General features: G+C 71.9%; 21 protein-coding genes and 1 pseudogene. 12 read left to right on the forward strand and 10 right to left on the reverse strand.

The window, feature by feature from the left end:
- Window positions 1-268: 268 nt before the first annotated feature.
- A complete protein-coding gene (locus tag ABEA43_RS49795; protein WP_345573132.1) occupies window positions 269-1,381 on the reverse strand; it encodes a right-handed parallel beta-helix repeat-containing protein in 1,113 nt (370 codons plus the stop codon).
- A gap of 145 nt (window positions 1,382-1,526) precedes the next feature.
- On the opposite strand from ABEA43_RS49795, the gene ABEA43_RS49800 reads away from it, so the two are divergent.
- The 5 genes from ABEA43_RS49800 (at window position 1,527) to ABEA43_RS49820 (ending at window position 7,013) form a co-directional block, all read left to right on the forward strand.
- The gene (locus ABEA43_RS49800; protein ID WP_345573133.1) at window positions 1,527-2,225 is read left to right on the forward strand and encodes a class I SAM-dependent methyltransferase; all 699 of its coding nucleotides are present in this window, start codon (window positions 1,527-1,529) and stop codon (window positions 2,223-2,225) included.
- Between the two features lie 86 nt (window positions 2,226-2,311).
- Complete coding sequence (locus ABEA43_RS49805) at window positions 2,312-3,082, forward strand: hypothetical protein (RefSeq protein ID WP_345573134.1); 771 nt, start codon at window positions 2,312-2,314, stop codon at window positions 3,080-3,082.
- Window positions 3,079-4,209: a hypothetical protein gene (locus tag ABEA43_RS49810; RefSeq protein ID WP_345573135.1), complete on the forward strand. Its 1,131-nt coding sequence runs from the start codon at window positions 3,079-3,081 to the stop codon at window positions 4,207-4,209. Before ABEA43_RS49805 ends, ABEA43_RS49810 begins: the two co-directional genes overlap by 4 nt.
- A gap of 81 nt (window positions 4,210-4,290) precedes the next feature.
- Window positions 4,291-5,718 (forward strand): hypothetical protein, encoded by a 1,428-nt coding sequence (locus ABEA43_RS49815; RefSeq protein WP_345573136.1) that lies wholly within the window; start codon window positions 4,291-4,293, stop codon window positions 5,716-5,718.
- Window positions 5,715-7,013, forward strand: a complete 1,299-nt coding sequence (locus tag ABEA43_RS49820; protein ID WP_345573137.1) for an AAA family ATPase — start codon at window positions 5,715-5,717, stop codon at window positions 7,011-7,013. Before ABEA43_RS49815 ends, ABEA43_RS49820 begins: the two co-directional genes overlap by 4 nt.
- A gap of 128 nt (window positions 7,014-7,141) precedes the next feature.
- Here ABEA43_RS49820 and ABEA43_RS49825 read toward each other — a convergent pair whose 3' ends face one another.
- Entirely contained in the window at window positions 7,142-8,071 is a 930-nt protein-coding gene (locus tag ABEA43_RS49825) for a GNAT family N-acetyltransferase (protein ID WP_345573138.1), read from the reverse strand.
- Between the two features lie 157 nt (window positions 8,072-8,228).
- Here ABEA43_RS49825 and ABEA43_RS49830 point away from each other — a divergent pair, with 157 nt between their 5' ends.
- On the forward strand, window positions 8,229-8,549 hold the full coding sequence (locus ABEA43_RS49830) for an STAS domain-containing protein (protein ID WP_345573139.1): 321 nt from the start codon (window positions 8,229-8,231) through the stop codon (window positions 8,547-8,549).
- Here the strand turns inward: ABEA43_RS49830 and ABEA43_RS49835 are convergent.
- Window positions 8,530-10,071 carry an MDR family MFS transporter gene (locus ABEA43_RS49835; RefSeq protein WP_345573140.1) on the reverse strand — a complete coding sequence of 514 codons (1,542 nt, stop codon included), beginning with the start codon at window positions 10,069-10,071 and terminating at the stop codon, window positions 8,530-8,532. The genes ABEA43_RS49830 and ABEA43_RS49835 overlap by 20 nt on opposite strands.
- A 133-nt stretch (window positions 10,072-10,204) precedes the next feature.
- Between ABEA43_RS49835 and ABEA43_RS49840 the strand changes: the two genes are divergently transcribed.
- Window positions 10,205-10,750, forward strand: coding sequence for a TetR/AcrR family transcriptional regulator (locus ABEA43_RS49840; protein WP_345573141.1), 546 nt, complete (start codon window positions 10,205-10,207; stop codon window positions 10,748-10,750).
- Window positions 10,751-10,832: 82 nt separating this feature from the next.
- Window positions 10,833-11,264 carry an ATP-binding protein gene (locus ABEA43_RS49845; protein ID WP_345573142.1) on the forward strand — a complete coding sequence of 144 codons (432 nt, stop codon included), beginning with the start codon at window positions 10,833-10,835 and terminating at the stop codon, window positions 11,262-11,264.
- A gap of 86 nt (window positions 11,265-11,350) precedes the next feature.
- On the opposite strand, the gene ABEA43_RS49850 is transcribed toward ABEA43_RS49845, so the two are convergent.
- Genes ABEA43_RS49850 through ABEA43_RS49860 form a run of 3 tightly spaced genes read right to left on the reverse strand, consistent with a single transcriptional unit; the run spans window position 11,351 to window position 13,954 of the window.
- A complete protein-coding gene (locus ABEA43_RS49850) occupies window positions 11,351-11,704 on the reverse strand; it encodes a hypothetical protein (protein WP_345573143.1) in 354 nt (117 codons plus the stop codon).
- A 57-nt stretch (window positions 11,705-11,761) separates the two neighbouring features.
- A complete protein-coding gene (locus ABEA43_RS49855) occupies window positions 11,762-12,721 on the reverse strand; it encodes a Ppx/GppA family phosphatase (RefSeq protein WP_345573144.1) in 960 nt (319 codons plus the stop codon).
- A gap of 9 nt (window positions 12,722-12,730) precedes the next feature.
- The gene (locus tag ABEA43_RS49860; protein ID WP_345573145.1) at window positions 12,731-13,954 is read right to left on the reverse strand and encodes a cytochrome P450 family protein; all 1,224 of its coding nucleotides are present in this window, start codon (window positions 13,952-13,954) and stop codon (window positions 12,731-12,733) included.
- A gap of 168 nt (window positions 13,955-14,122) precedes the next feature.
- On the opposite strand from ABEA43_RS49860, the gene ABEA43_RS49865 reads away from it, so the two are divergent.
- Together ABEA43_RS49865 and ABEA43_RS49870 are read left to right on the forward strand one after the other, a co-directional pair.
- Window positions 14,123-14,938 (forward strand): formylglycine-generating enzyme family protein, encoded by an 816-nt coding sequence (locus tag ABEA43_RS49865; protein WP_425570556.1) that lies wholly within the window; start codon window positions 14,123-14,125, stop codon window positions 14,936-14,938.
- 4 nt (window positions 14,939-14,942) lie between these two features.
- Complete coding sequence (locus tag ABEA43_RS49870; protein ID WP_345573147.1) at window positions 14,943-16,073, forward strand: UDP-N-acetylglucosamine--N-acetylmuramyl-(pentapeptide) pyrophosphoryl-undecaprenol N-acetylglucosamine transferase; 1,131 nt, start codon at window positions 14,943-14,945, stop codon at window positions 16,071-16,073.
- A 17-nt stretch (window positions 16,074-16,090) separates the two neighbouring features.
- Here ABEA43_RS49870 and ABEA43_RS49875 read toward each other — a convergent pair whose 3' ends face one another.
- From ABEA43_RS49875 to ABEA43_RS49890, 4 genes are read right to left on the reverse strand one after another with little or no spacing between them, the layout of a single operon-like run.
- Window positions 16,091-16,972 (reverse strand): hypothetical protein, encoded by an 882-nt coding sequence (locus tag ABEA43_RS49875; protein WP_345573148.1) that lies wholly within the window; start codon window positions 16,970-16,972, stop codon window positions 16,091-16,093.
- 21 nt (window positions 16,973-16,993) lie between these two features.
- On the reverse strand, window positions 16,994-17,902 hold the full coding sequence (locus ABEA43_RS49880; protein WP_345573149.1) for a hypothetical protein: 909 nt from the start codon (window positions 17,900-17,902) through the stop codon (window positions 16,994-16,996).
- A 33-nt stretch (window positions 17,903-17,935) separates the two neighbouring features.
- A complete protein-coding gene (locus tag ABEA43_RS49885) occupies window positions 17,936-18,823 on the reverse strand; it encodes a hypothetical protein (RefSeq protein ID WP_345573150.1) in 888 nt (295 codons plus the stop codon).
- 48 nt (window positions 18,824-18,871) lie between these two features.
- A complete protein-coding gene (locus tag ABEA43_RS49890) occupies window positions 18,872-19,402 on the reverse strand; it encodes an MMPL family transporter (protein WP_345573151.1) in 531 nt (176 codons plus the stop codon).
- On the opposite strand from ABEA43_RS49890, the gene ABEA43_RS49895 reads away from it, so the two are divergent.
- Window positions 19,390-19,977 carry an ABC transporter ATP-binding protein gene (locus ABEA43_RS49895; RefSeq protein WP_345573152.1) on the forward strand — a complete coding sequence of 196 codons (588 nt, stop codon included), beginning with the start codon at window positions 19,390-19,392 and terminating at the stop codon, window positions 19,975-19,977. The two genes, ABEA43_RS49890 and ABEA43_RS49895, sit on opposite strands and share 13 nt — an antisense overlap.
- Window positions 19,968-20,189: pseudogene (locus ABEA43_RS49900) on the forward strand (LuxR C-terminal-related transcriptional regulator); the annotation flags it as partial. The gene ABEA43_RS49895 and the pseudogene ABEA43_RS49900, both read left to right, overlap by 10 nt.
- Window positions 20,190-20,252: the final 63 nt, after the last annotated feature.

Here is a 20,252-nt window from a genome sequence, read left to right on the forward strand (position 1 = left end):
TAGCGCAGGCTCATCCTGATCACAGCGTTCCTCCGTTCGCTCCTCGCCCGGACTGTCCGCGACGAGGCATACGGGCGGTGCGGTGGCAGGAGGCCGCCTATGGACGCAGGCAACCGCATACGTGCTTGAAAGCGCTCGACATTGCCCATAAATGGCCGTCTGCACTCACACCGATCATCAGTGTCCGGGGGTTGACTCATGCCTGTCAACGGTGTGGATCATGTTGATCCGGTTCACTTCCCGGACCTGCCACGCGTGCGGGACGACGCTACGCGCGGCAGTCGAGCTGGGTGCCCGGCCGCGCGGTGACCGCGCCGTAGTAGCGGACCTTGTCGCACGGCCCCTGGCCGCCGGTCACGACGTTGCCGGTCACGACCACGTCGGTGATCGGGGCGGCGTCGGCGCGGACGGCGATGGCGTCGCGCGCTCCGGTGTTGCTCACGCGGTTGCCGGTGATCTCCACGGTGCGCAGCGCGCCGCCCTCGACGGACTTGACGTAGAGGCCGCCGGCGCAGGAGTCCAGCTCGTTGTCGGCGATGCGCACGTCCTGGGCGTTGAGCGTGGCGATGCCGTCCCAGCGGGTGTTGCGCACGATGTTGCCCTCGATCCGCACACGGGTGTGCGGATGGGCGGGGTCGGAGGTGTGGGAGCCGGTGAACTGGCCCCAGCCGGTCTGCGAGCCGGAGGTGTCGCACGTGTTGCCGGTCAGCAGGATGTCGGTGCACGGCGTGAGGTCGCTGGCGCCGCCCCAGGTGTTGACGCCGGCGGGCAGGTCGAGCTGGACGGCCTCGCCGTGCCACAGCCCCTGGCCGGGGTCGGCGATCCAGCCTTTGAGCGCGCACCCGCGCACGGTGCCCCGGCGTACGGCGTTGAGCTCGATGCCGTGCCACCATTTGACGTTCCACATGGTGACGTTCTCGATCAGCACGTCGCTGGCGTGCACGAAGGTGATCCCGTTCATGGCGGGCGCCTGGTCGAGCACACCGCGCTGGACGAAGTCCCATACGGGGTCCCAGCTGCCGCCGGTGACGGCGATGTTGCCGGCCGCCGCGTAGCCGCCGGTGGTGGCGCCGACCGCGTTGAGGAGCATGGTGTGCTTGACGCCTTTGGCGGGGAACCTGGCCACGATTCTGGCGTCCGTGGCGTCCAGGTGGGTGTCGCGGTAGACGATCAGCGGCTGGGTGAGCAGGTAGGTGGCCTGGGGGACCTTGGCCACGTACCGGCCGGCCGCGTCCTGGGCGCCCTTGCCGTCCCTGGCGGCGTTCAGCAGGTCCTGGATCTTGGCGCCGGCGACGTAGGCGGGCAGTGCCGAGGGCCGGGTGAACGCGTGCCCGGCCAGCATCGCCGCCGTGCCGCCGAGTAACTCTCTTCGTCCGATCATGGCGCCCGACTCTCGTGCCGGGGCCGGCCGGCTGTCAATCGGCCCCGGCGCGAGAGTCGCGTACCGGAGGGCCGGTGAGCGGCCGGGACGTCGGCGGGGGCCTGGCCGCGCCGCACGGCCCGGGTCACGGAGTTAGCGTCGATCCATGACGAACACGGGCACGGGGCCAGGCCCCATCACCCCCGACGGCTCCCCCGTCGACTTCTATCTCCTGCTCGGGCCCGGTGGCGAGCCGGAGATCGTGGCCCAGGCGACCCCGGCCGGCGGCACCGTCCTGGAGCTGGGCGCGGGCGTCGGGCGGGTGACGCACGCGCTCGTCGAGCGGGGCTTCGCGGTGGTGGCCGTGGACGAGTCCCCCGAGATGCTGGCCCGCGTCCGCGGCGCCAGGACCGTGCTGGCGCGGGTTCAGGAGCTGCGGCTGGAGGAGCGCTTCGACGCGGTCATGCTGGCCTCCCAGCTGGTGAACGTCGTGGACGACGCGCTCAGGCACGAGCTGCTCGCGGCCTGCGCGCGGCACGTCAAGCCGGGGGGCGCGGTGCTGATCCAGTGGATGCCCGCCGACGCGCACGACAGGTGGCACGCGGGGATGGGCCGGCAGGACGGCGCCGTGACGATCACGATGGCGGCGGTCGAGGAGGTGTCGCCGGGGATCTTCCACGCCACCATGCGTTACGCCTGCGGCCCCCGGGAGGGCGAGGAGGGCGAGGAGAGGGTGTGGACGCAATCGTTCTCCTCCAGGCGGCTCGGCGACGACGCGCTGTCGGCCGAGCTGGCCGGTGCGGGGCTGCGGCTGGAGCGGTTCCTGACCGAGGATCGTACGTGGGTGCTGGCAGTGCCCGCGTGAGCAGCGCCTTTACGTTGTAGATCACGCAATCGCGTCGATGTCGCGAAATTACTGGAAAATGCTGGGACTGTTGGTACGCTCGCGCCATGAGTGACCGGCTGGACGATCTTGAGCTGCGGATCGACGAGCTGCGGGCCGGGGTGCGCAAGGCGATGCGGGTCAGGGACGGCGCGAGCGCCCGCACCCTGCGCGCCGAGCTGCGTTCGGCCGAGCGGGCCTGGGACGCCCTCGTGAGCGGCGAGCAGCCGAGGTCCAAGCCGGAGCCGCCCCGCCTGGTCACCGTGCGGGAGCAGGTGCACCAGGGGCTGCGGCTGCTGGGGGCGACCGCGCAGCCGAGGCTCGTCGTGGCCGTCAGCGACGCGTTCTTCGGCGGCACGATCCGCAGCAGCCAGCTCACCAGCCTGCGCAGGGACGAGGAGCGCTCGTTCAACTCGTCGCCGTTCGGGCGGCCGTACTATCTGTGCGCCGCGCTGACCGACCGCCTCTCCCCCGCCCGCGGCCTGCTCGCGCTCAGCTCCTGGCCGATCGAGCGGCGCGTGGTCGGCCCGCTCAGCCCGCGCGTCGACTTCCTGACCTGCGCCGTCGCGGTGGCCGAGCATGAGAGCGACGACGGGCGGGCGGCCCGCTTACTGGTCAGGATGGCCAGGAACATCCCCGGCGCCACCGACGGCACGCTGGGCCCGCCGGACCCCGCGCGGGTGATCGAGGCGGCCCGCGCCGAGCTGGCCGTGCACGCGGAACGCGACACGCGGGATCGCGCGGAGCTGGCCGGACGCGCCGTGGCGCAGCTCGGTGACGCCGCCCGGCTGTTCGGCGCCGCTACGCTGAGCACGATCAAGAAGGAGAAGGCGAAGTGAGCGGCTTGAAGCGCGAAGGCGACCAGGTGCACCGGCTCGACGCGTTGCGCGGCACCACGCCGCAGAAGCCGCACGACGCCCGCGCCATCGCGGCCCTGGCCGCCAACCCCGGCTGCACCCGCCGCGCCCTGCTCGACGGGGCCGGCCTCGACAAGGACGCGGCGGCCAGGCATCTGGGCTTCCCCGCGCCGTTCGGGCAGTCGCCGTTCGCGATCACGCGCGGCAACGTGTTCGAGTCGCTGGTCAAGGCCGACGGGTGCGCGGAGCTGCTGCGGATGCTGCGCGAGCTGCTCGGCCTGCCGGTCGCCGAGGTGTCCTACCACGACGTGGAGAACGTCGGCGCCCACCTGCGCCACGCCCACACCAGGGCGCTGATCGACCGCGCGGCGGGCGACGGCCAGGACGCGGGCACCCTGTACGACCATCCGCTGCTGAGCCTGGAGATCGCCGGCCACATCGCGTACCTGGAGCCCGACGTGGTGGCCTTCCAGCTCGGCGGCCGCTTCCACATCGTGGAGATCAAGTCGTTCGCGGTGATCGACGGGCAGGCCGACCCCGCGGCGGTGGCCGCGGCGGCCCGGCAGGCGGCGGTGTACGTGCTCGCGCTGCGCGGCCTGCTGGAGGAGCTGGGCCACGACCCGCAGAAGGTCTCGCACGACGTGGTCCTCGTCTGCCCGGAGAACTTCGCGAACCACCCCGTCGCGACCCTGGTCGACGTGCGCAAGCAGCTCGCCGTGCTGCGCCGCCAGCTCACCAGGATGACCACGCTCGACCGGCTGCTCGCGGAGCTGCCCGACGATCTCACGTTCGACCTGCGGCCCGGCGAGGACGGCCGGCCCACCAGGCCCGTCACGGAGCTGGCCGACGCGCTGCGCAGGACGACGGCCCGCTACGCGCCCGACTGCCTGTCCGCGTGCGACATGTGCTTCTTCTGCCGCGACGAGGCCCGCCAGGAGGGCGCGTCCGACCTGCTGGGCCGCAACGTGCGCGACGAGCTGGGCGGGGTGGCCTCGGTGGCGGAGGCGCTCGGCCTGGCCGACGGGGCCCGCGACCCCGCCGAGGGGCAGGAGGAGATCGCCCGGCTGCTCCGCAACGCCGAACGCCTGCGCAGGGAGTGCCTGAATTGAGCCCGCTGATGCCGAACGCCCGCGCGGGGAGTGCCTTGACGTGAGCCTGCTGATGCCGAACCCGCGCGGGGAGTGCCTGACGTGAGCCTGCTGACCTCGCTCGCGCGGCTGCGGGCCCTGGAGGAGGGCCGCGCGCAGCCCGTCGCGACCGTCAGGCACTGCCATCTGGCGGACCGGCCGATGGTGTTCATCCCGCTCAAGCTGTCGGGCGAGGCCGCGGCGCCGCTGGCCGCGATGCTCGGCACCGACAGGGAACGCCCGCGGCTGCTCGTGGTGACCCAGCCGCGCAACCGCGACCTGCGCTTCGCCTGGGCCGCCGAGCTGGCCGGGGTGCTGCTGCCGTACCTGGAAGGGTTCATGGCCGACACCGAGACGGTGGAGCGGAAGAACTCCGACCCCTACGAGCGGACCATGGACGCGCCCCAGCTCCTCGTGCCGAACCCGGCCGGCGTGGCCTTCACCAGGCTGCTCGGGCGCTCGACGCGTTTCCGCCGGGCCGACGGGCCCTATCCGGTGCCCGAGTCGGTGCCGCTGCTGGGGCGGTGGCTGACCTATCTGGCCGAGCGGGCCGCGTACCCGGGCTCGTCGCTGCTGCTGTCCGCGACGGAGGAGCTGGGCCGGCACTGGGCGAGCGGGCAGAGCTCGCTGGAGGACGCCAACCTGGCCGCGCTGCTCGGCTGGATCACGACGGGGCCGGGCGACGACGCCGAGGACCCGCTGATCTGGCCGCCCGCGGGGCCCGCGACCGACCCCGGCTTCGACGCCGAGGTGCTCGCGCCCGCGATCGAGAGCGAGTCGCCCGAGCGCATCACCGAGGCACTGCGCACGCAGCTCGAACCCACGTGGCGGCTCATGTGGCAGGCCGTGGACCTGCTCGCGGGCCTGGAGGCGGGCGCGAGCGCGGCGCAGCGGTGGGAGCAGGACCGCGGCTCGTTCAGCGCCATGGCGGCGCACATCGCCGAGGGCACGCCGCCGCAGGCGAGGCGCGACGGCGCCGTCTCCGCCGCGGCCAAGCTGGCCCGCATGGAACGCGCCCAGGCCGCCTACGACGTGCAGCGCGCCTACGACGACCCGCTCGTCATGGCCGAATACCGGCTGACCGGCGAGGCGTTCGCGGGCGAGGTGGTCGAGACTGACCCGGGCAACATCGAGGGCGAGGGCCGCTCACGCAAGCTCCGCCCGCTGGTGGTGGTCAAGACCGACGATCCCGTACGCCTGGCGCCCGGCACGTCGCTCGGCACCCCGCAACGCCGCGCCCAGGGCGCCGAGCTGGTGTCGGCCGGCGAGGGACTGGTCACCCTGAAGATCACCAAGGGCATGGGCCGGGGCAAGACGGCGGCGCCGGGAGCCGTGCCCGAGGTGGGCGAGCGGGTCTGCTACACCTCGCTGACCGACGACTTCCAAGGCTCGCCCAACCTGCCCGACTCCGAGGCCACGCCGTGGACCCACGGCGGGCCGCCGCAGGAGTACGTGCCCGACGACGAGGACGCGCAGGAGGAGTGGTCGTGACCGCCCTGACCGAAGCCGAAGCCAGGAGCCCCGAGCAGGTCATCAGGGACGTCCTCGCCGATCTCCCGCGGCATCGGGGCGTGGTGGTCGACTCGCCGCCGGGCGCGGGCAAGTCCACCCTCGTCGTACGCGCCGCCGCGCACATCGCGGCCACCGGCGAGCCGCTGATGATCGTCGCCCAGACCAACGAGCAGGTCGACGACCTGGTGGCCCGGATCGCCGACAAGCATCCGCGCCTGACCGTGGGCCGCCTGTCGGCCGGCGGCTACGTGCCGCCGCTGCGGCTGCTGGAGCTGCCCGGCGTTCAGGTGGGCACGCGGATCCAGGACCTGGGCGACCCCGACATCGTCATCGCCACGGCGGACAAATGGGCGTGGATCGGCGGCCGGGTGTGGCCGTGGGCGATCGTGGACGAGGCCTACCAGATGCGCTCGGACAAGCTGCTGCGGATCGCGGGGCTGTTCGAGCGGGCGCTGTTCGTGGGCGATCCCGGGCAGCTGGACCCGTTCTCGATCGTGGACGGCGACCGCTGGTCGGGGCTCTCCTGGGACCCGCTGCAGAGCGCCGTGTCGGTGCTGCTGCGGCACAACCCGGACCTGCCCGTGCACCGGCTGCCGGTGTCGTGGCGGCTGCCCGCCTCGGCCGCGCCCGTGGTGTCGCGGGCGTTCTACCCGTTCACCGGGTTCCGCTCCGGGACCGATCATGGCGACCGGCGGCTGGAGCTGGTCACGGGCGGCATGGGCACCGTGCACGACCGGGCGCTGGAGGAGGCGGCCAGGTCGGGTTGGGCGCTGCTGGAGCTGCCGAACCGGCACACCGTGCGCACGGACGGGGAGGCCGTGCAGGCCGTGGCGCTGCTGGCGGCCCGGCTGCTGCAGCGCGGGGCGCTGGCGACCTCGGAGCAGGGCGAGCGCCCGGTGACCGCGGACCGGATCGCGGTCGGGGCGGCGCACCGGGACCAGGTGGCCGCGATCAGGAACGCGGGGCTGCCGCCCGAGATCACCGTGGACACCGCGAACCGGCTGCAGGGCCGCGAGTACGACGTGACCATCGTCCTGCACCCGCTGTCGGGGCGCCGCGACGCCACGGCCTTCCACCTGGAGTCGGGGCGGCTGTGCGTGCTGGCCTCGCGGCACCGTCACGCGTGCGTGGTGGTGGCCAGGGCGGGCATCGCCGAGCTCCTGGACGCCCACCCGTCCGCAGAGCCGGTGCAGCTGGGGGTGCCGGTGAAATTCCCGGACGGCTGGGAGGCCAACCAGTCGGTGCTGGAGCACCTGTCGCGGCACCGCGTCTGAATCCGCGTCTGAATCCGGCCCAAGGTCTTGTGAGCGCGTCTGACACCCGGCTCAGACCTGAAAGCGCGCCTGGAGCCCGGCCCGCGGCCGGTCAGCGCGTCACAGGCGGCGGCAGACGGCTCAGCGCGTCACAGGCGGCGGCGCCAGACGTCGATCACCATGACCTGGCGCATGCCCGCCGACTCGTACAGGCCCAGCGCCGGGGTCGTGTTGTTGCTGTCGACGTGCAGGATCGTGCCCTTACGGCCCTGGGCGGCGTCGGCGGCGAAGGCGTGGCGCAGCAGAAAACGGCCGAGCCCCCTGCCACGGAACTCGGGCAGCACCGCCAGCGTGGCCACGTAGCCGCAGTCCTGGTCGGGCACGAACTGGTTGTTGGCGATGAGCACACCCGCCGGCCGGCCGTCGAGCTCGGCGAGGGTGAGCCGGCTCCAGTCGGTCGAGCTCTGCGCCTGCCTGCGCGCGTACCAGAGGTCGTAGCCGATCGGCACGAAGCCGAAGTGCTCGGCGAACCCCTCCTGGTGCACGCGGTGCGCCGCGCGCCGCGTCTCCTCGCTCTCGCCGGTCCGCAGGGTGAGCCCGGCCGGCGGGGCGGGCGGCGGCACCGGGCCGTCGTGGTCGATCCGCATGCGGTGGAAGCCGGTGCCGGGCTCGAAGCCGAGCTCCCCGGCCAGCGCCTGCTTGGCCTCGTCGGCGCGGTAGATGCCGACGTGCAAAGTGACGGCGTCGTGGCCGCGCTCGGCGCCCAGCTCACGGGCCCGGCCGAGCACCATCGGCCACAGCTTCTCCGCCAGGCCCTCGACGCCGGGGCGGACGATGACCTCGACGTCCACGAGGTCGCTGTCGCCGTTACTGCACGCCCAGGCCGAGGCGTCGAGCAGGCCGCCGGCGTCGTAGGCCAGCCAGCCGTCCGCATCGAGGTCGAAGTCGGGCTCGACCAGCTCGTCCTGGACGTCCTCGAGCGTCATGTCCGGCGCTCCGAGCACGGCGGTGTCATAGACGGAGACGAGCTCGAAGATGGTCTCGGCGTCTTCGACGCGCGGCCGGGAAATGCTGTGCATGGTGAGGATTGTCCACAACCGACCCCCCGGGCGCCTCCCCTTTTTCGCACCGCGACCGGCCGATCAGCTGCGGATGCGTCCCGAGGTGCACCCCCAATACGCACCCCGATGCGTGCCCCGCCCGGCGTTGTCCGGCGGAGGTCGCTAAGCTGGACGGGTGCTCGACAGGACGCCGCTGCACATCGAGGTCGCCACGCCGGACGCGACGACGGTCGCGCTCGCGCTGAGCGGCGATCTCGACTACGACTCGGCCGAACAGCTCGCGGGCCTCATCTTCGCCGACGGCTACCGCCGGCTCGACGTCGACCTGTCCGCGCTCAGCTTCATCGACTCCTCGGGGCTGGCCGCCCTCGTCCGCCTCCATCAGCAGGCCGAGGGCGCCAACGCCGTGGTTCACGTGGTGGCGTTGACGCCCTACCTGCGCACGCTGCTGAGGCTCACCGCGCTCGATCGGCTGTTCAGCCTGCCGCCGGGGTGACGGACTCCTTCTCCGAGGCTTCCTCCGGGGCCCCGCCGCGCAGCGGGATCTCCTTGACGAACACCGCCAGCACCGGCACGACCACCGCGAACAGAATGGCCCACCAGAAGACCCCGGACAACGAGGTCGCCAGCGACTCCAGCAGCCCGGTGCGCTGCTGCGCCGGCATCTGGCCGAGCGCCGAGGCGTCCATCCTGGCGCCGCCCGCGGCCAGCTTCCCGGCCGCCTCCGGGCCGAACCTGGCGGTCAGCTCCGACAGGAACTGGTTGTTGAAGACCGCCCCGAACAGCGACACGCCGAACGAGCCGCCGATCGACCGGAAGAACGTGCTCGAACTGCTGGCCACGCCCAGGTCGCGCTGCTCGACGCTGTTCTGGGCGATCAGCATCGTGGTCTGCATGAGGAAGCCCATGCCGAGCCCGAGCACCGCGATGTAGACGCCGGTCAGCCACGCGGGGGTGCTGACGTCCATCGTGGACAGCAGCCACATGCCGACGGCCATCCCGACGCCGCCGATCACGGGGTAGATCTTGTACTTGCCCGTGGTGGTGATGGCCCGGCCCACGAAGAGCGACACGACCATGGCGGCGGCCATCATGGGCAGCAGGAGCAGCCCGGAGTTGGTGGCCGAGGCGCCCTGCACGAGCTGCTGGAAGACCGGCAGGAAGTTGATCGCGCCGAACATCGCGAAGCCGAGCAGGAACCCGATGGCCGAGATCAGCGTGAAGTTGCGGTTGCGGAAGAGCTGCAGCGGCATGATCGGCTCGGCCGCCCGGCGCTCGACCTGGATGAACCAGGCCAGCGTGACCGCGGCGAGCGCGGCCAGGCTGAGGATCTGCCAGGAGCCCCAGGTGTACTCGTTGCCGCCCCACGTCGTGATGAGGACCATCGAGGTGATGCTGATCGACAGCAGGACGGCGCCCCACCAGTCGATGCGCACCCTGTTGTTGCGCACCTTGGGGAGGTGCAGCTTCAGCACCAGCAGGACGAGCGCGACCGCGCCGACCGGCAGGTTGACGTAGAAGGCCCAGCGCCAGTCCAGGTTGTCGGTGATGAAGCCGCCGACCAGCGGGCCGGCGATCATCGTCAGCGACATGACGCCGGCCATGACGCCCTGGTACTGGCCGCGCTCGCGGGGCGGCACCAGGTCGCCGATGATCGCCATCACGTTGACCATCAGGCCGCCCGCGCCGAGCCCCTGCACCGCGCGGAAGGCGATGAGCTGGGCCATGCCGTTCTCCGGCCCGCCGAGCATCGAGGATCCGGCCATGCCGCAGAGCGCCGAGCCGATCATGAAGATGACGATCGAGATGATGAAGATGCTCTTACGGCCGTACAGGTCGCCGATCTTCCCCCAGATCGGGGTGGAGACCGTCGTGCCCAGCACGTACGCCGTGACGACCCAGGACATGTGCGCCAAGCCGCCGAACTCGACCAGGATGCGCGGCATGGCCGTGCCCACGATCATGTTGTCCAGCATCGCCAGGGCCATCGCCAGCAACAGCCCAGGTAAAATGATCATGACTTCGCGGCGCCGCCCGGCTACCTCCGCCACCACATACCCCCAGTGTTCAGATCTTGCTTACTTGCCGACCGGCAAGCATAGAATAAGGTAGATACTTACTTGTCGGCCGTCAAGTCGAAATAGGTGCAAAGTGCGGGAAGACACGCGAGCCCGGATCCAGCAGATCGCGCTGAGGCTGTTCACGGAGCAGGGCTACGAGGCGACCTCTCTGCGGGAGATCGCGGAGGAGCTCGGCGTGACGAAGGCCGCCCTTTACTACCACTTCAAGACCAAGGACGACATCGTCGCCAGCCTCGTCGATCTTCGTGTCGCCGAGCTGGAAGAGCTGGTCGAGTGGGCCAGGAGCCGGCCCAAGACGGCGGAGATGCGGCGCGAGCTGCTCGAACGCTACGCCGACCGGCTCAAGGAGTCCCGCTACCTGGAGATCACCAGGTTCATGGAGCGCAACCAGACCGCGATGCGCGACCATCCGAAGCTCAGCAAGATGCGCGAGACGATGCTGACGCTGTCCAGGGAGATGAGCCCGCAGGACGCCACGCCGGCCGAGCGCATCAGTCACTCGCTGGCCCTGTTCGCGCTGCACGCGGGCAAGTGGCTGACGGTGCAGGGGGACCTCACCGAGGAGGAGATCGACAAGGCCACCCGGGAGGTGGCCCTGCGGCTGCTGGAGTTCTAGCCGTCTGAGATCCATCCCGAGCGATTGGGCCGCCGGATCGTGGGCAGGAGCTTTCGCACGCATCCGACACAGGAGGAGGCAAGTGGAGGCCACGATAGCGCTCCGACTGCCGAGGGATGCGGCGAGCGTCCCGCTGATCAGGCAGATGCTGGACGGCACGCTGCGGTCGCTCGGCGTCGAGCCACAGGTCCGCGATGACATCGAGCTCATGCTCAGCGAAGCGTGTTCCAACGTCATCAGGCACGCGGCGCCGAGCGACGAGTACACCGTCAGCGCCGCCGTCTACGATCACCTCTGCATCATCAAGGTGATCGACACCGGCGGCGGCTTCGACCCGCGCAAGGTGGTCGAGCCCGAGCCCGGTTCCGAGCACGGACGCGGGCTGCAGATCATGCGCGCGCTCGCCGACGACATCCGTTTCACCAACCGACGGGAGAACGGGGCGGTGGTCTGCCTGGAGAAGCGGCTGCGGTACGCGCCCGGCGCGGCCGGCCCGCATCTCATGACGACCTGAAACGTGCGAGCCGATCCCCGTTCAGCTCATGGCGCGCTGAGCGGGGATCCGCCGTTCAAGCTTCGGGTGTTCAAAGCTTCGGGTGTTCAGAGCTTCGAGCGGCCCGCCACCGGCCGGCGCTCGCGGATCCTGGCGCGATGCGGCTTCGCGCGACCCCGCTCCCCCGGCCGCGCGCCGCCGAGCAGGAAGCGCCGGCTCAGCCGGGGCGTGCTGCCGCTGAGCTCGGCCCGCCGCCGCTCGGGCACGGTGCTCCCGCTCAGCTTCAGGCTGAGCCGCGGCCGTCTGTGCGTCAGCCGCCGCCACACCGCCCGCCAGTCGGTCATCGTCCCCACCAGCAGCGCGAGCGCCACCAGGACCGCCACCGAGATGAGCAGCACGGCCAGGACGACGAGGACGATGACGACGACAAGCGAGCCGATGATTCCCAGCACAGCCAACATTTGGCGAAAGATGCCCTGGGACCAGCGGTTTATGCGTTTTTTTGGGGTTATATCAACTTACTCTGGCGCGCCGTTGGTCTGATCGAGACGTCCGGGCAGCAGATCGAGCCTGCGCAGTATCACTCCTTCGCGCAGCGCCCACGGGCACACTTCCAACCGGCGCACCTCGAACAGGTCCATGGCCGCGTCGGCGACCAGCGCCCCGGCCGCGAGCTGAACCGCCCGCCCCTCGGAGACGCCGGAGAGCTCGGCCCGCTCCCGCGACCCCATGGTCGTCAGCTTGATCGCCCAGTCGGCCATGTCCTGCCGGGTCAGCGAGCGCGAGACGTAGTCGCCGTCGCTGGAGGGCGCGGCCCCGGCGATCCTGGCCAGCTGCTTGAAGGTCTTGGAGGTGGCCACCGCGCGGTTGGGCTCGCCGTACCTGACGACGTCGCCGACCGTGCGGGCGATCTCGGCTCGTACGTGCTTGCGCAGCTTGCGCACCTCGTCCGCGGACGGCGGGTCGGCGGCGAACCAGTCACGGGTCAGCCGGCCCGCGCCCAGCGGCAGCGAGACGGCCACGTCGGGCTCCTCGTCCACCCCCGCGGCGATCTCCAGCGAGCCACCCCCGATGTCGAAGGCCAGCAACCGCCCGGACGACCACCCGAACCACCTGCGCACGGCGAGAAACGTCAGCCTGGCCTCGTCGCGCCCGGACAGCACCTCGATGTGCACGCCACAACGTTCCTCGATCTGCGCGAGCACCTGCTCGCCGTTGGCGGCCTCGCGCACGGCGGAGGTGGCGAAGGCCAGCAGGTCCTCCACCCCCTTGTCCTCCGCCAGATGGACCGCCTCCTCGACGAACACGCCGAGCCGCTCGACACCCTCGTCGGCCAGCCTGTTGTGCTCATCCAGGTACTGCGTCAGGCGGAGGTCCACCTTGTGGGAGTAGGCAGGCATGGGCCGGGCGCCCCGATGGGCGTCGACGACGAGTAAATGGACGGTGTTCGAGCCGATGTCCAGCACGCCGAGTCGCATGGGAAAACGCTACCGTTCTGCGGCTTTTACGGCGAAACTGAGCCGGAAGTGGTCGAGCGTGGCCGGCAGCGGATCGGCCAGCGTCACGGAGGCCCTGACTGAGCGCTCACGCAGGAGGGCGCCGAGCAGTGTGGCCGCGGTGAACAGCACCAGCTCCTCTCCCGCGCAGCGGGCGAACCCGGCGCTGAACGGCACGCCCGCCCAGGCGTCCCCGCCGTCCAGCCACAGCTCGGGGCGGTAGCCGTGGCCCGGCTCCGCCCGGTTCACGTACGGGCTGTAGATCACCACCACCGTGCCCTCGGGCACGTCCCACCCGGTGGGGCCGGTGGTGTCGCGCAGGATGGCCAGCGTGGTGGGCCAGAGCCGGACCGACTCCAGGACCGCGGCCCGCAGCCGGGCGTGGCCGAGCGGGCCCGGGTGCGTGGCGAGCAGCGCGAGCGCCCGGTAGGCGGCGATGGCGGCGGCGTCGTAGGCGAACAGCCAGTGCGGCACCTGCCCTTCCGGGTGCACGTCGGCCGCGGCGTGGGTGCGTGCGAGCACGGCGGCCAGGCTGTCCGGCTCGGCCCTGGCCAGGTGCCCGGCCAGCCGGCGCTGAAAGGCGTTGAGCACGTCGGTACGGTGCCCGACCAGGTAGGACCAGTTGGCGTCGCGGCGCAGCCGGTCGAGCTGCCTGGTGAGCCGTACGTCGTCGCGGGCACCGTCGCCGAGCACGATGCGGCGCACGATCCGCCAGTGGGCGGCGTGGAAGCGCGGCCACGTCAGCACCCCGTCGCGGGGCAGGGTGGCGACCTCCTCCTCGATGACCCGGGTGAAGGGCTCGAAACCGGGGCACAGCACGTGCTCGTTGAGCGCGCGGCGCCGGTCGCGCAGGTCCGGTTCGGGGGTGACGAGCACGGCGTCGGGCTCGAAGTGGCCGAGCGCGCCGCGCTTCTCCTTGTTCGCCGGGGTGAACGCCCGGTCGCCGAGGATCGCGCGCACGTCCTGCGCGGCCAGCGGCAGCATCGCCCAGCCGCGCTTGGGAAGGCGTACCAGCAGGGGGTCGTCGCCGTGCTCGGCCCGCAGCCGCGTGAGCAGCCTGATCGCGCGGTCGTCCGCGCCGGTGAGCGCGGCCAGGCGCACGCCCAGCGGGCGGCGCACGATGACGCCCTGCGCGAGCGCGGGCAGCGCGAGCGTGGTGGCCAGCGCCAGGCTCTGCGCGGCCGTCACCCGGGGCGGCCGCGTGATCGTGGGCATGTTCCAGGCACTACCCTTCCTTGGTGTCGTGACACTTTGGGGGCATCTTTGAGCGCTTGCTGTGGTCCGAGCAGGGAGTCCGGTGCCGGCCCGGGCCTGGAGCCCGCCGGGATCACCGTGGGGACCGCCGTGGGAGTCGCCGGCGGGCGGCGGCCGGTGCCGCGCGGGATGGTCCGCATCCCCGGCGGCACGTTCCTCATGGGCGGCGCCGACCCCGACGGCCGCCCGGAGGACGGCGAGGGGCCGGTCCGCGAGGTGCGGCTCGACCCGTTCATGATCGATCCGGCGTGCGTGACGAACGCGCAGTTCGCGACGTTCGTGAAGGAGACCGGATATGTCACCGAGGCCGAGCGGATCGGCTGGTCGTTCGTGTTCCACCAGTTCGCCAGGGACGGCGTGATGGACGCGAGCGTGCCCGGCGCGCCCTGGTGGGCGGGGGTCGAGGGGGCCACGTGGCGCTCCCCCGAGGGCCCCGGGTCGTCGGCCGGCGACCGGCAGAACCATCCGGTCGTGCACGTGTCCTGGAACGACGCCACCGCGTACGCCGCCTGGGCGGGCAAGCGGCTGCCCACCGAGGCGGAGTGGGAGATGGCCGCCCGCGGCGGGCTCGACCAGGCCCGATACCCGTGGGGCGACGAGCTCGCGCCCAAGGGACGTCAGCGCTGCAACATCTTCCAGGGCCGCTTCCCGTCCTCGCCGAGCAAGGGGACGATGCCGGTGAAGTCGTTCCAGCCCAACGGGTACGGCCTCTACAACGTGTCGGGCAACGTCTGGGAGTGGACGGCCGACTGGTGGGGCACGGCCTGGGAGCCGTACGCCGACAACCCCTCGGGGCCCGGGGAGGGCACGGCGAAGGTGATCCGCGGCGGCTCGTACATGTGCCACGACTCCTACTGCAACCGCTACCGCGTGGCCGCCCGCACCTCGAACACGCCGGACTCCGCGACCGGGCACACCGGTTTCCGCTGTGCGGCTCTACTCTGATCGCATGTCACGAACCCTGCGACTGTTGATCACCGGCGGCGGCACCGGTGGTCACACCTATCCGGCCCTGACGACCCTGTCGGCCGTTCAGCGACGTCAGGTGCCGCACGACGTGCTCTGGGTGGGCACGGCCAACGGCCTGGAGGCGCGGATCACGGCGGAGCACGGCATCCCGTTCAAGGCGATCACGACGGGAAAGCTGCGTCGCCGCCCGAACATCAAGGAGCTGGGCACCAACATCGCCGACGTGTTCCGCATCCCGATCGGCGTCTTCCAGGCGGTCGGGCACGCGGCCCGCTACCTGCCCGACGTGGTCCTCTCGACCGGAGGCTACGTCGCGGTGCCCATCGGGGTGGCGGCCAAGCTGATCCGCCGCCCGCTGGTGATGCACGAGCAGACGACCGTGGTCGGCCTGGCCAACCGGATCCTGGCCAGGCTGGCGACCAGGATCGCCCTGTCGCACGAGTCCTCGCTGGAATACCTGCCGGCCTCCGCCAGGAGCAAGGCGGTGGTGACGGGCAACCCGATCAGGCCCGAGCTGCTGCAGGGCAACAGGGCGGCGGCGTACGACCTGTTCGGGCTGACGTTCGAGGTGCCGCTGATCTACGTCACCGGTGGCGCTCAGGGCAGCAAGCAGATCAACACGCTGATCGCGGAGATCCTGCCGCGGCTGCTGCCGCACGCGCAGATCGTGCACCAGTGCGGGCCCGCCTGGATCGAGCAGATGCGGGCCGTGCCGCTGCCGCCCGACCTGGCCGACCGCTACCATCCGGTGCCCTATGTGGGGGACGAGCTGGCGGACCTGTTCGCGGCGGCCGACGTGGTGATCGCGCGCAGCGGGGCCGGGACGGTGTCGGAGCTGACCGCCATCGGCAAACCGGCCGTGCTGATCCCGCTGATCCCGACGGGCGGTGACGAGCAGCGCAAGAACGCCTCCTACCTCGCCTCGGCGGGTGCGGCGCGGGCGCTGCTGGAGCCGCATCCGGTGGCCGATCAGCTGCTGGCCGAGCTGATGCCGCTGCTGGCGGATCCGGGGCTGCGGCACTCGATGGGGCAGGCCGCGGCCAAGCTGGGCCGCCTGGACGCCGCCGACGCCCTGTGCGACGTGCTGCTCCAAGCGGCGCAAGGCTCCTGAGCCCGCCGGCGCGGGCCTCAGGGCTCGAGGTGGCGGAAGGCCTCGTGGGCGGAGCTCAGGCTCCGCCTCAGCGCCTGGTCGAGCAGGTCGGCGTCCTCCGCCAGCCGCTCCAGCTCCGGCACCGCGAACCCGTCCGCGCCGGTCTCGGCCACCAGCTCCTCGTACTGATGCACCCGCCCGCGCAGCTCCTCGATCTGGTGGTGGGCGACGTAGGCGCGCTCGGCGTCGGTGACGTTCGCGGCGTAGCGTTCGAGCGCCTCGACCCGGGCCAGTACGGCCTCCTCGCTGCTGTCGAGCGCCCTGGCCAGCGGCGCGGCCACGGCCTCGACCTCGGGCGTGAGCCCGCGTGAGACGGTCTCCCTGTGCTTGGTGCGCAAGGCGGACAGCTTGGCCAGCAGGCGGGCGATCTCCCACTCCTGCGCGGGCAGCATCACCGCGTTGCGCACGTCGTCGAGCAGCCCGTCGGCGTTGACCCTGGAGTCGCGCACGGTGGAGACGGCGCGCCGGGCGCGGGTGAGCAGCCTGGACGCGGACTCGTCGAGGTCCTCCGTCAGGACGTAGCGGCCTTCGTACCAGCGCAGCTGCTCGTAGACGTCCCGCTCGAACCCCTCCCGCTCCTCGCCGGGTAACTCGTTGCGCACGAACATCATGACCATGACAGGGATGCCGAGCAGGATGAACATCAGCGTGGCCAGGCCCCTGCCGAGCAGGCCCGCGCCCGCGATCACGCCGAGGCTCACCAGCATGAAGGCCACCAGCACACGGACGCGCGCGCTCGACACGGCCCGCCGCGGCTCGGGAGTCCAGCCCTGGCGCATCTTGATCAGCACCTGGCGGCTCTCTTTGAGCAATTGCGCGTCTTCCGGCGGCACCCCGGGGTCCACCACCACATCCGCCACGAATCCGGATCCTAGGCGAAGTCAGCCTTTTAGGTGACGAAATGCCTCGTGCGCCGAGCTGACGCTGTCACGCAGAGCCTGTTCGAGCCGGTCGGCGTCGTCCGCCAGCCGGCCCAGCTCCGGCACGGCTGACCCGTCCGCGCCGGTCTCCGCGAGCAGCTCCTCGTAGCGGGGCAGCTTGGCGCTGAGGCGTTCGATCTGGTGCCTGGCGCGGTAGGCGCGTTCGGCGTCGGCCACGTGACCGGCGTACCGTTCCAGGGCCTCGACCCGGGCCAGCACCGCCTGCTGGCTGCCGTCGAGGGCGTGGGCCAGGGGCTCGGCCACGGCGGCCACCTCGGGGGTGACGCCTTCGGAGACGACCTCCTGGTGCTCGGCCCGCAGCTGCGACAGCTTGGCCAGGAGCCGGCCGATCTCCCACTCCTGGGCGGGCAGCATCACGGCGTTGCGCACGTCGTCCAGGAGCCCTTCGGCGTTGACCCTGGAGTCCATGACCTGCTCGATGGCCACCTGGGCGCGGAACATGAGGCTTCTGGCGGGCTCGTCGAGCTCGTCGCGCAGGACGTAGTGGCCTTCGTGGCGGCGGGCGGCGTCGTGGACGTCCTGCTCCAGCGCGCGCCGCCGCTCCACCTCCGCGTCCGGCCTGGGCCTGAGCAGGACGCTGACGATCAGCAGGGCCGCCCCCGTCATGATCACGACGAAGGGCGTGTACCGTTCCGCGACGAACAGCGCCAGGCCGTACACGATCGCCGCCACGGCTGTGGCCGTGGCCGCCAGCCTGGCCACCGTCCCGGCGAGGGGCCGGGGCCTCTTGTACGCGGGCGCCCAGCCGGCGTGGATGCGGACGAGGACTTTGCGATTGTCACGTAAGAGGGCCGCGGCATCGCCGGGCACCGCCGGATCGACTATCACCTTCGCATGACGTCCGGGCACGTTATCGATCCTATGTGCCGGTCTGTCCGACCGTCAGCCTTCCAGATATCTGAACGCCTCGTGCGCGGAGCGGACGCTGCGCCGCAACATGCGTTCGAGCACATCGGCGTCCTCGCTCAGCCGCTCGATCTCGGGCACGGCCAGCTTGTCCGCCCCCGACTCGGCCAGCAGCTCCTCGTACCGCGGCAGCCTGGCGCGCAGCTCCTCGATCTGGCCGCGGGCGTGGTAGGCGCGCTCGGCCTCGGCGACGTGCTTGGCGTAACGTTCCAGCGCCTCGACGCGGGCGACCACGGCCGCCTCGCTGTTGACCAGAGCCCGTTCGAGCGGCTGGATGACCGCCGCCACCTCGGGCGCGATGCCCCGGGCCGCCAGCTCCCTGTGTTCGAGGCGCAGGGCGGAGAGCTTGGCCAGCAGGCGGGCGATCTCCCACTCCTGCGCGGGCAGCATCACGGCGTTGCGCGCGTCGTCGAGCAGCCCTTCCGCGTTGACGTGGGAGCGCAGCACGGATCCGATGGCCCGCTGCGCCCTGAGCAGGACCAGCCTGGCCTCCTGGTCGAAGTCCTCGGCGAGCAGGTAGCGGCCGTCGTACCAGCGGGCCTGCTCGTACACGCCGCGCTCGTGCGGCCGGTCGTCCTCGGGCACCTCGCTCATGGAGGCGATCTTGACCAGGACGATGAAGACGTACATGCCCAGCAGCACGAACCCGGCGGCCGCCGCCTGCGAGGCCAGCAGCACCGCCATGAGCGCGATCACGACGGGCGTGGCCGCCAGCAGCATCGCGCTGGACGGACCCTTGCGGCGCGTGAGGTCCGGGGCGGCCGGGGGCACCCAGCCGGCCCGGACGCGGGACAATAAGGGAGCGTTGGCACGCAGCAGTCCGGCGACCTCCGGGGGCACTCCCGGATCGACGACCACACCCACGCTCTGTCCTGGCACCCTGGCGCCCCCAACGCTCGTGATGTGTGGATATTACGTAACATTCCGGCGGAGTGTCAGCCTCCTAAAGGTCAGGCCGGGGAACCACCCGTTGCGCTCACCAAGCACTTCCATGGCGGCAGGCACCAGGATCAGGCGCACCATAGTGGCGTCCACCAGCACCGCAGCGGCCAGGCCCACCCCCAAGACGCGCGGCGCGCGATCGCCGAACGCCCGGAAAGCGGCGAACACGCAAAACATGATCGTAGCCGCGGCGGTCATGACCCGGGCCGTCCCGGCGAGCCCGTCGGCGACCGCGCGGCCACGCCGGCAGCACCGCGCCGACCGTCCACGGCAGCCGGTCGGCGGAGTAGCGGGCGTAGTCGATCGCGGCGGCGGTGGAGCCGGTGACGAGCGCCGGCTCCGGCAGGGCGGCGCGCAGCCGGTGGACCGCCGCGGTAGCCCGCGTACGCCAGGCGCGGCACGCGTACGGGCGCACTGACATCCGTCATGCGGGCCCCGGTGACGTACGGCACTACAGCCGTCCCCGTGCCGTCGAGCAGGGTGTTCGCATGGGAAACGCATTGGAGCTCAACGCCGTGAGCAAGCGCTACGGCGAGGTCACCGCGCTCGGCGGCGTCGACCTGGAGGTGCGCGAGGGCGAGACGGTGGCGGTGCTCGGCCCCAACGCGGCGGGCAAGAGCACCCTGCTGTCCATCGCGCTGGGCCTGCTGCCTCCGGGGCGGGGCACGGCCACGGTGCTCGGCCGCCCGCCGGTCGAGGCGCTGCGGGCGGGCCTGGTCGGGGTGCTGCTGCAGGAGTCCGGGCTGCTGGAGGACGTACGGGTGGCGGAGCTGGTCACGGCGACCGCCGGGATGTACCCCAGGCCGCTGTCCCCGGCCCAGGCCATGCGGGCCGCGGGCGCCGAGGCGATCGCGAACCGGCGCATCGGGCAGTTGTCGGGCGGCCAGCGGCAGCGGGTCAGGTTCGCGCTGTGCGTGGTCGGCGACCCGGAGCTGCTCGTGCTCGACGAGCCCACCGTCGGGCTCGACGTGGACGGCCGCCGGGCCCTGTGGCAGGAGGTGCGCGAACGTACCTCCCGCGGCCGTACCGCCGTCTTCGCCACCCACTACCTCACCGAGGCCGCAAGCTGGCCGTGACCGCACTGACCGTGGGCCCGAGCCCGCTCACCCGGCGGGAGGCCGAGGTGCTGCGCGTCGCCGCCGACGAGGCCACCGTGGCCGGGATCGCGCGGCGGCTGTTCCTGACGGAGGGCACCGTGCGCAACTACCTGTCCTCGGCCATCGGCAAGACGGGGGCCCGCAACCGCGCGGAGGCGGCTCGCGTGGCGGAGTCCCGCGGCTGGCTCTGAGTCCTGGGCCTGCCGCAGGAGGGCGGGCTATAGCCTGTACGGCGCTGGGAGTGGTTATGCGCG

The organism is Nonomuraea rosea, assembly GCF_039539705.1.
Classification (GTDB): Bacteria; Actinomycetota; Actinomycetes; order Streptosporangiales; family Streptosporangiaceae; genus Nonomuraea; species Nonomuraea rosea.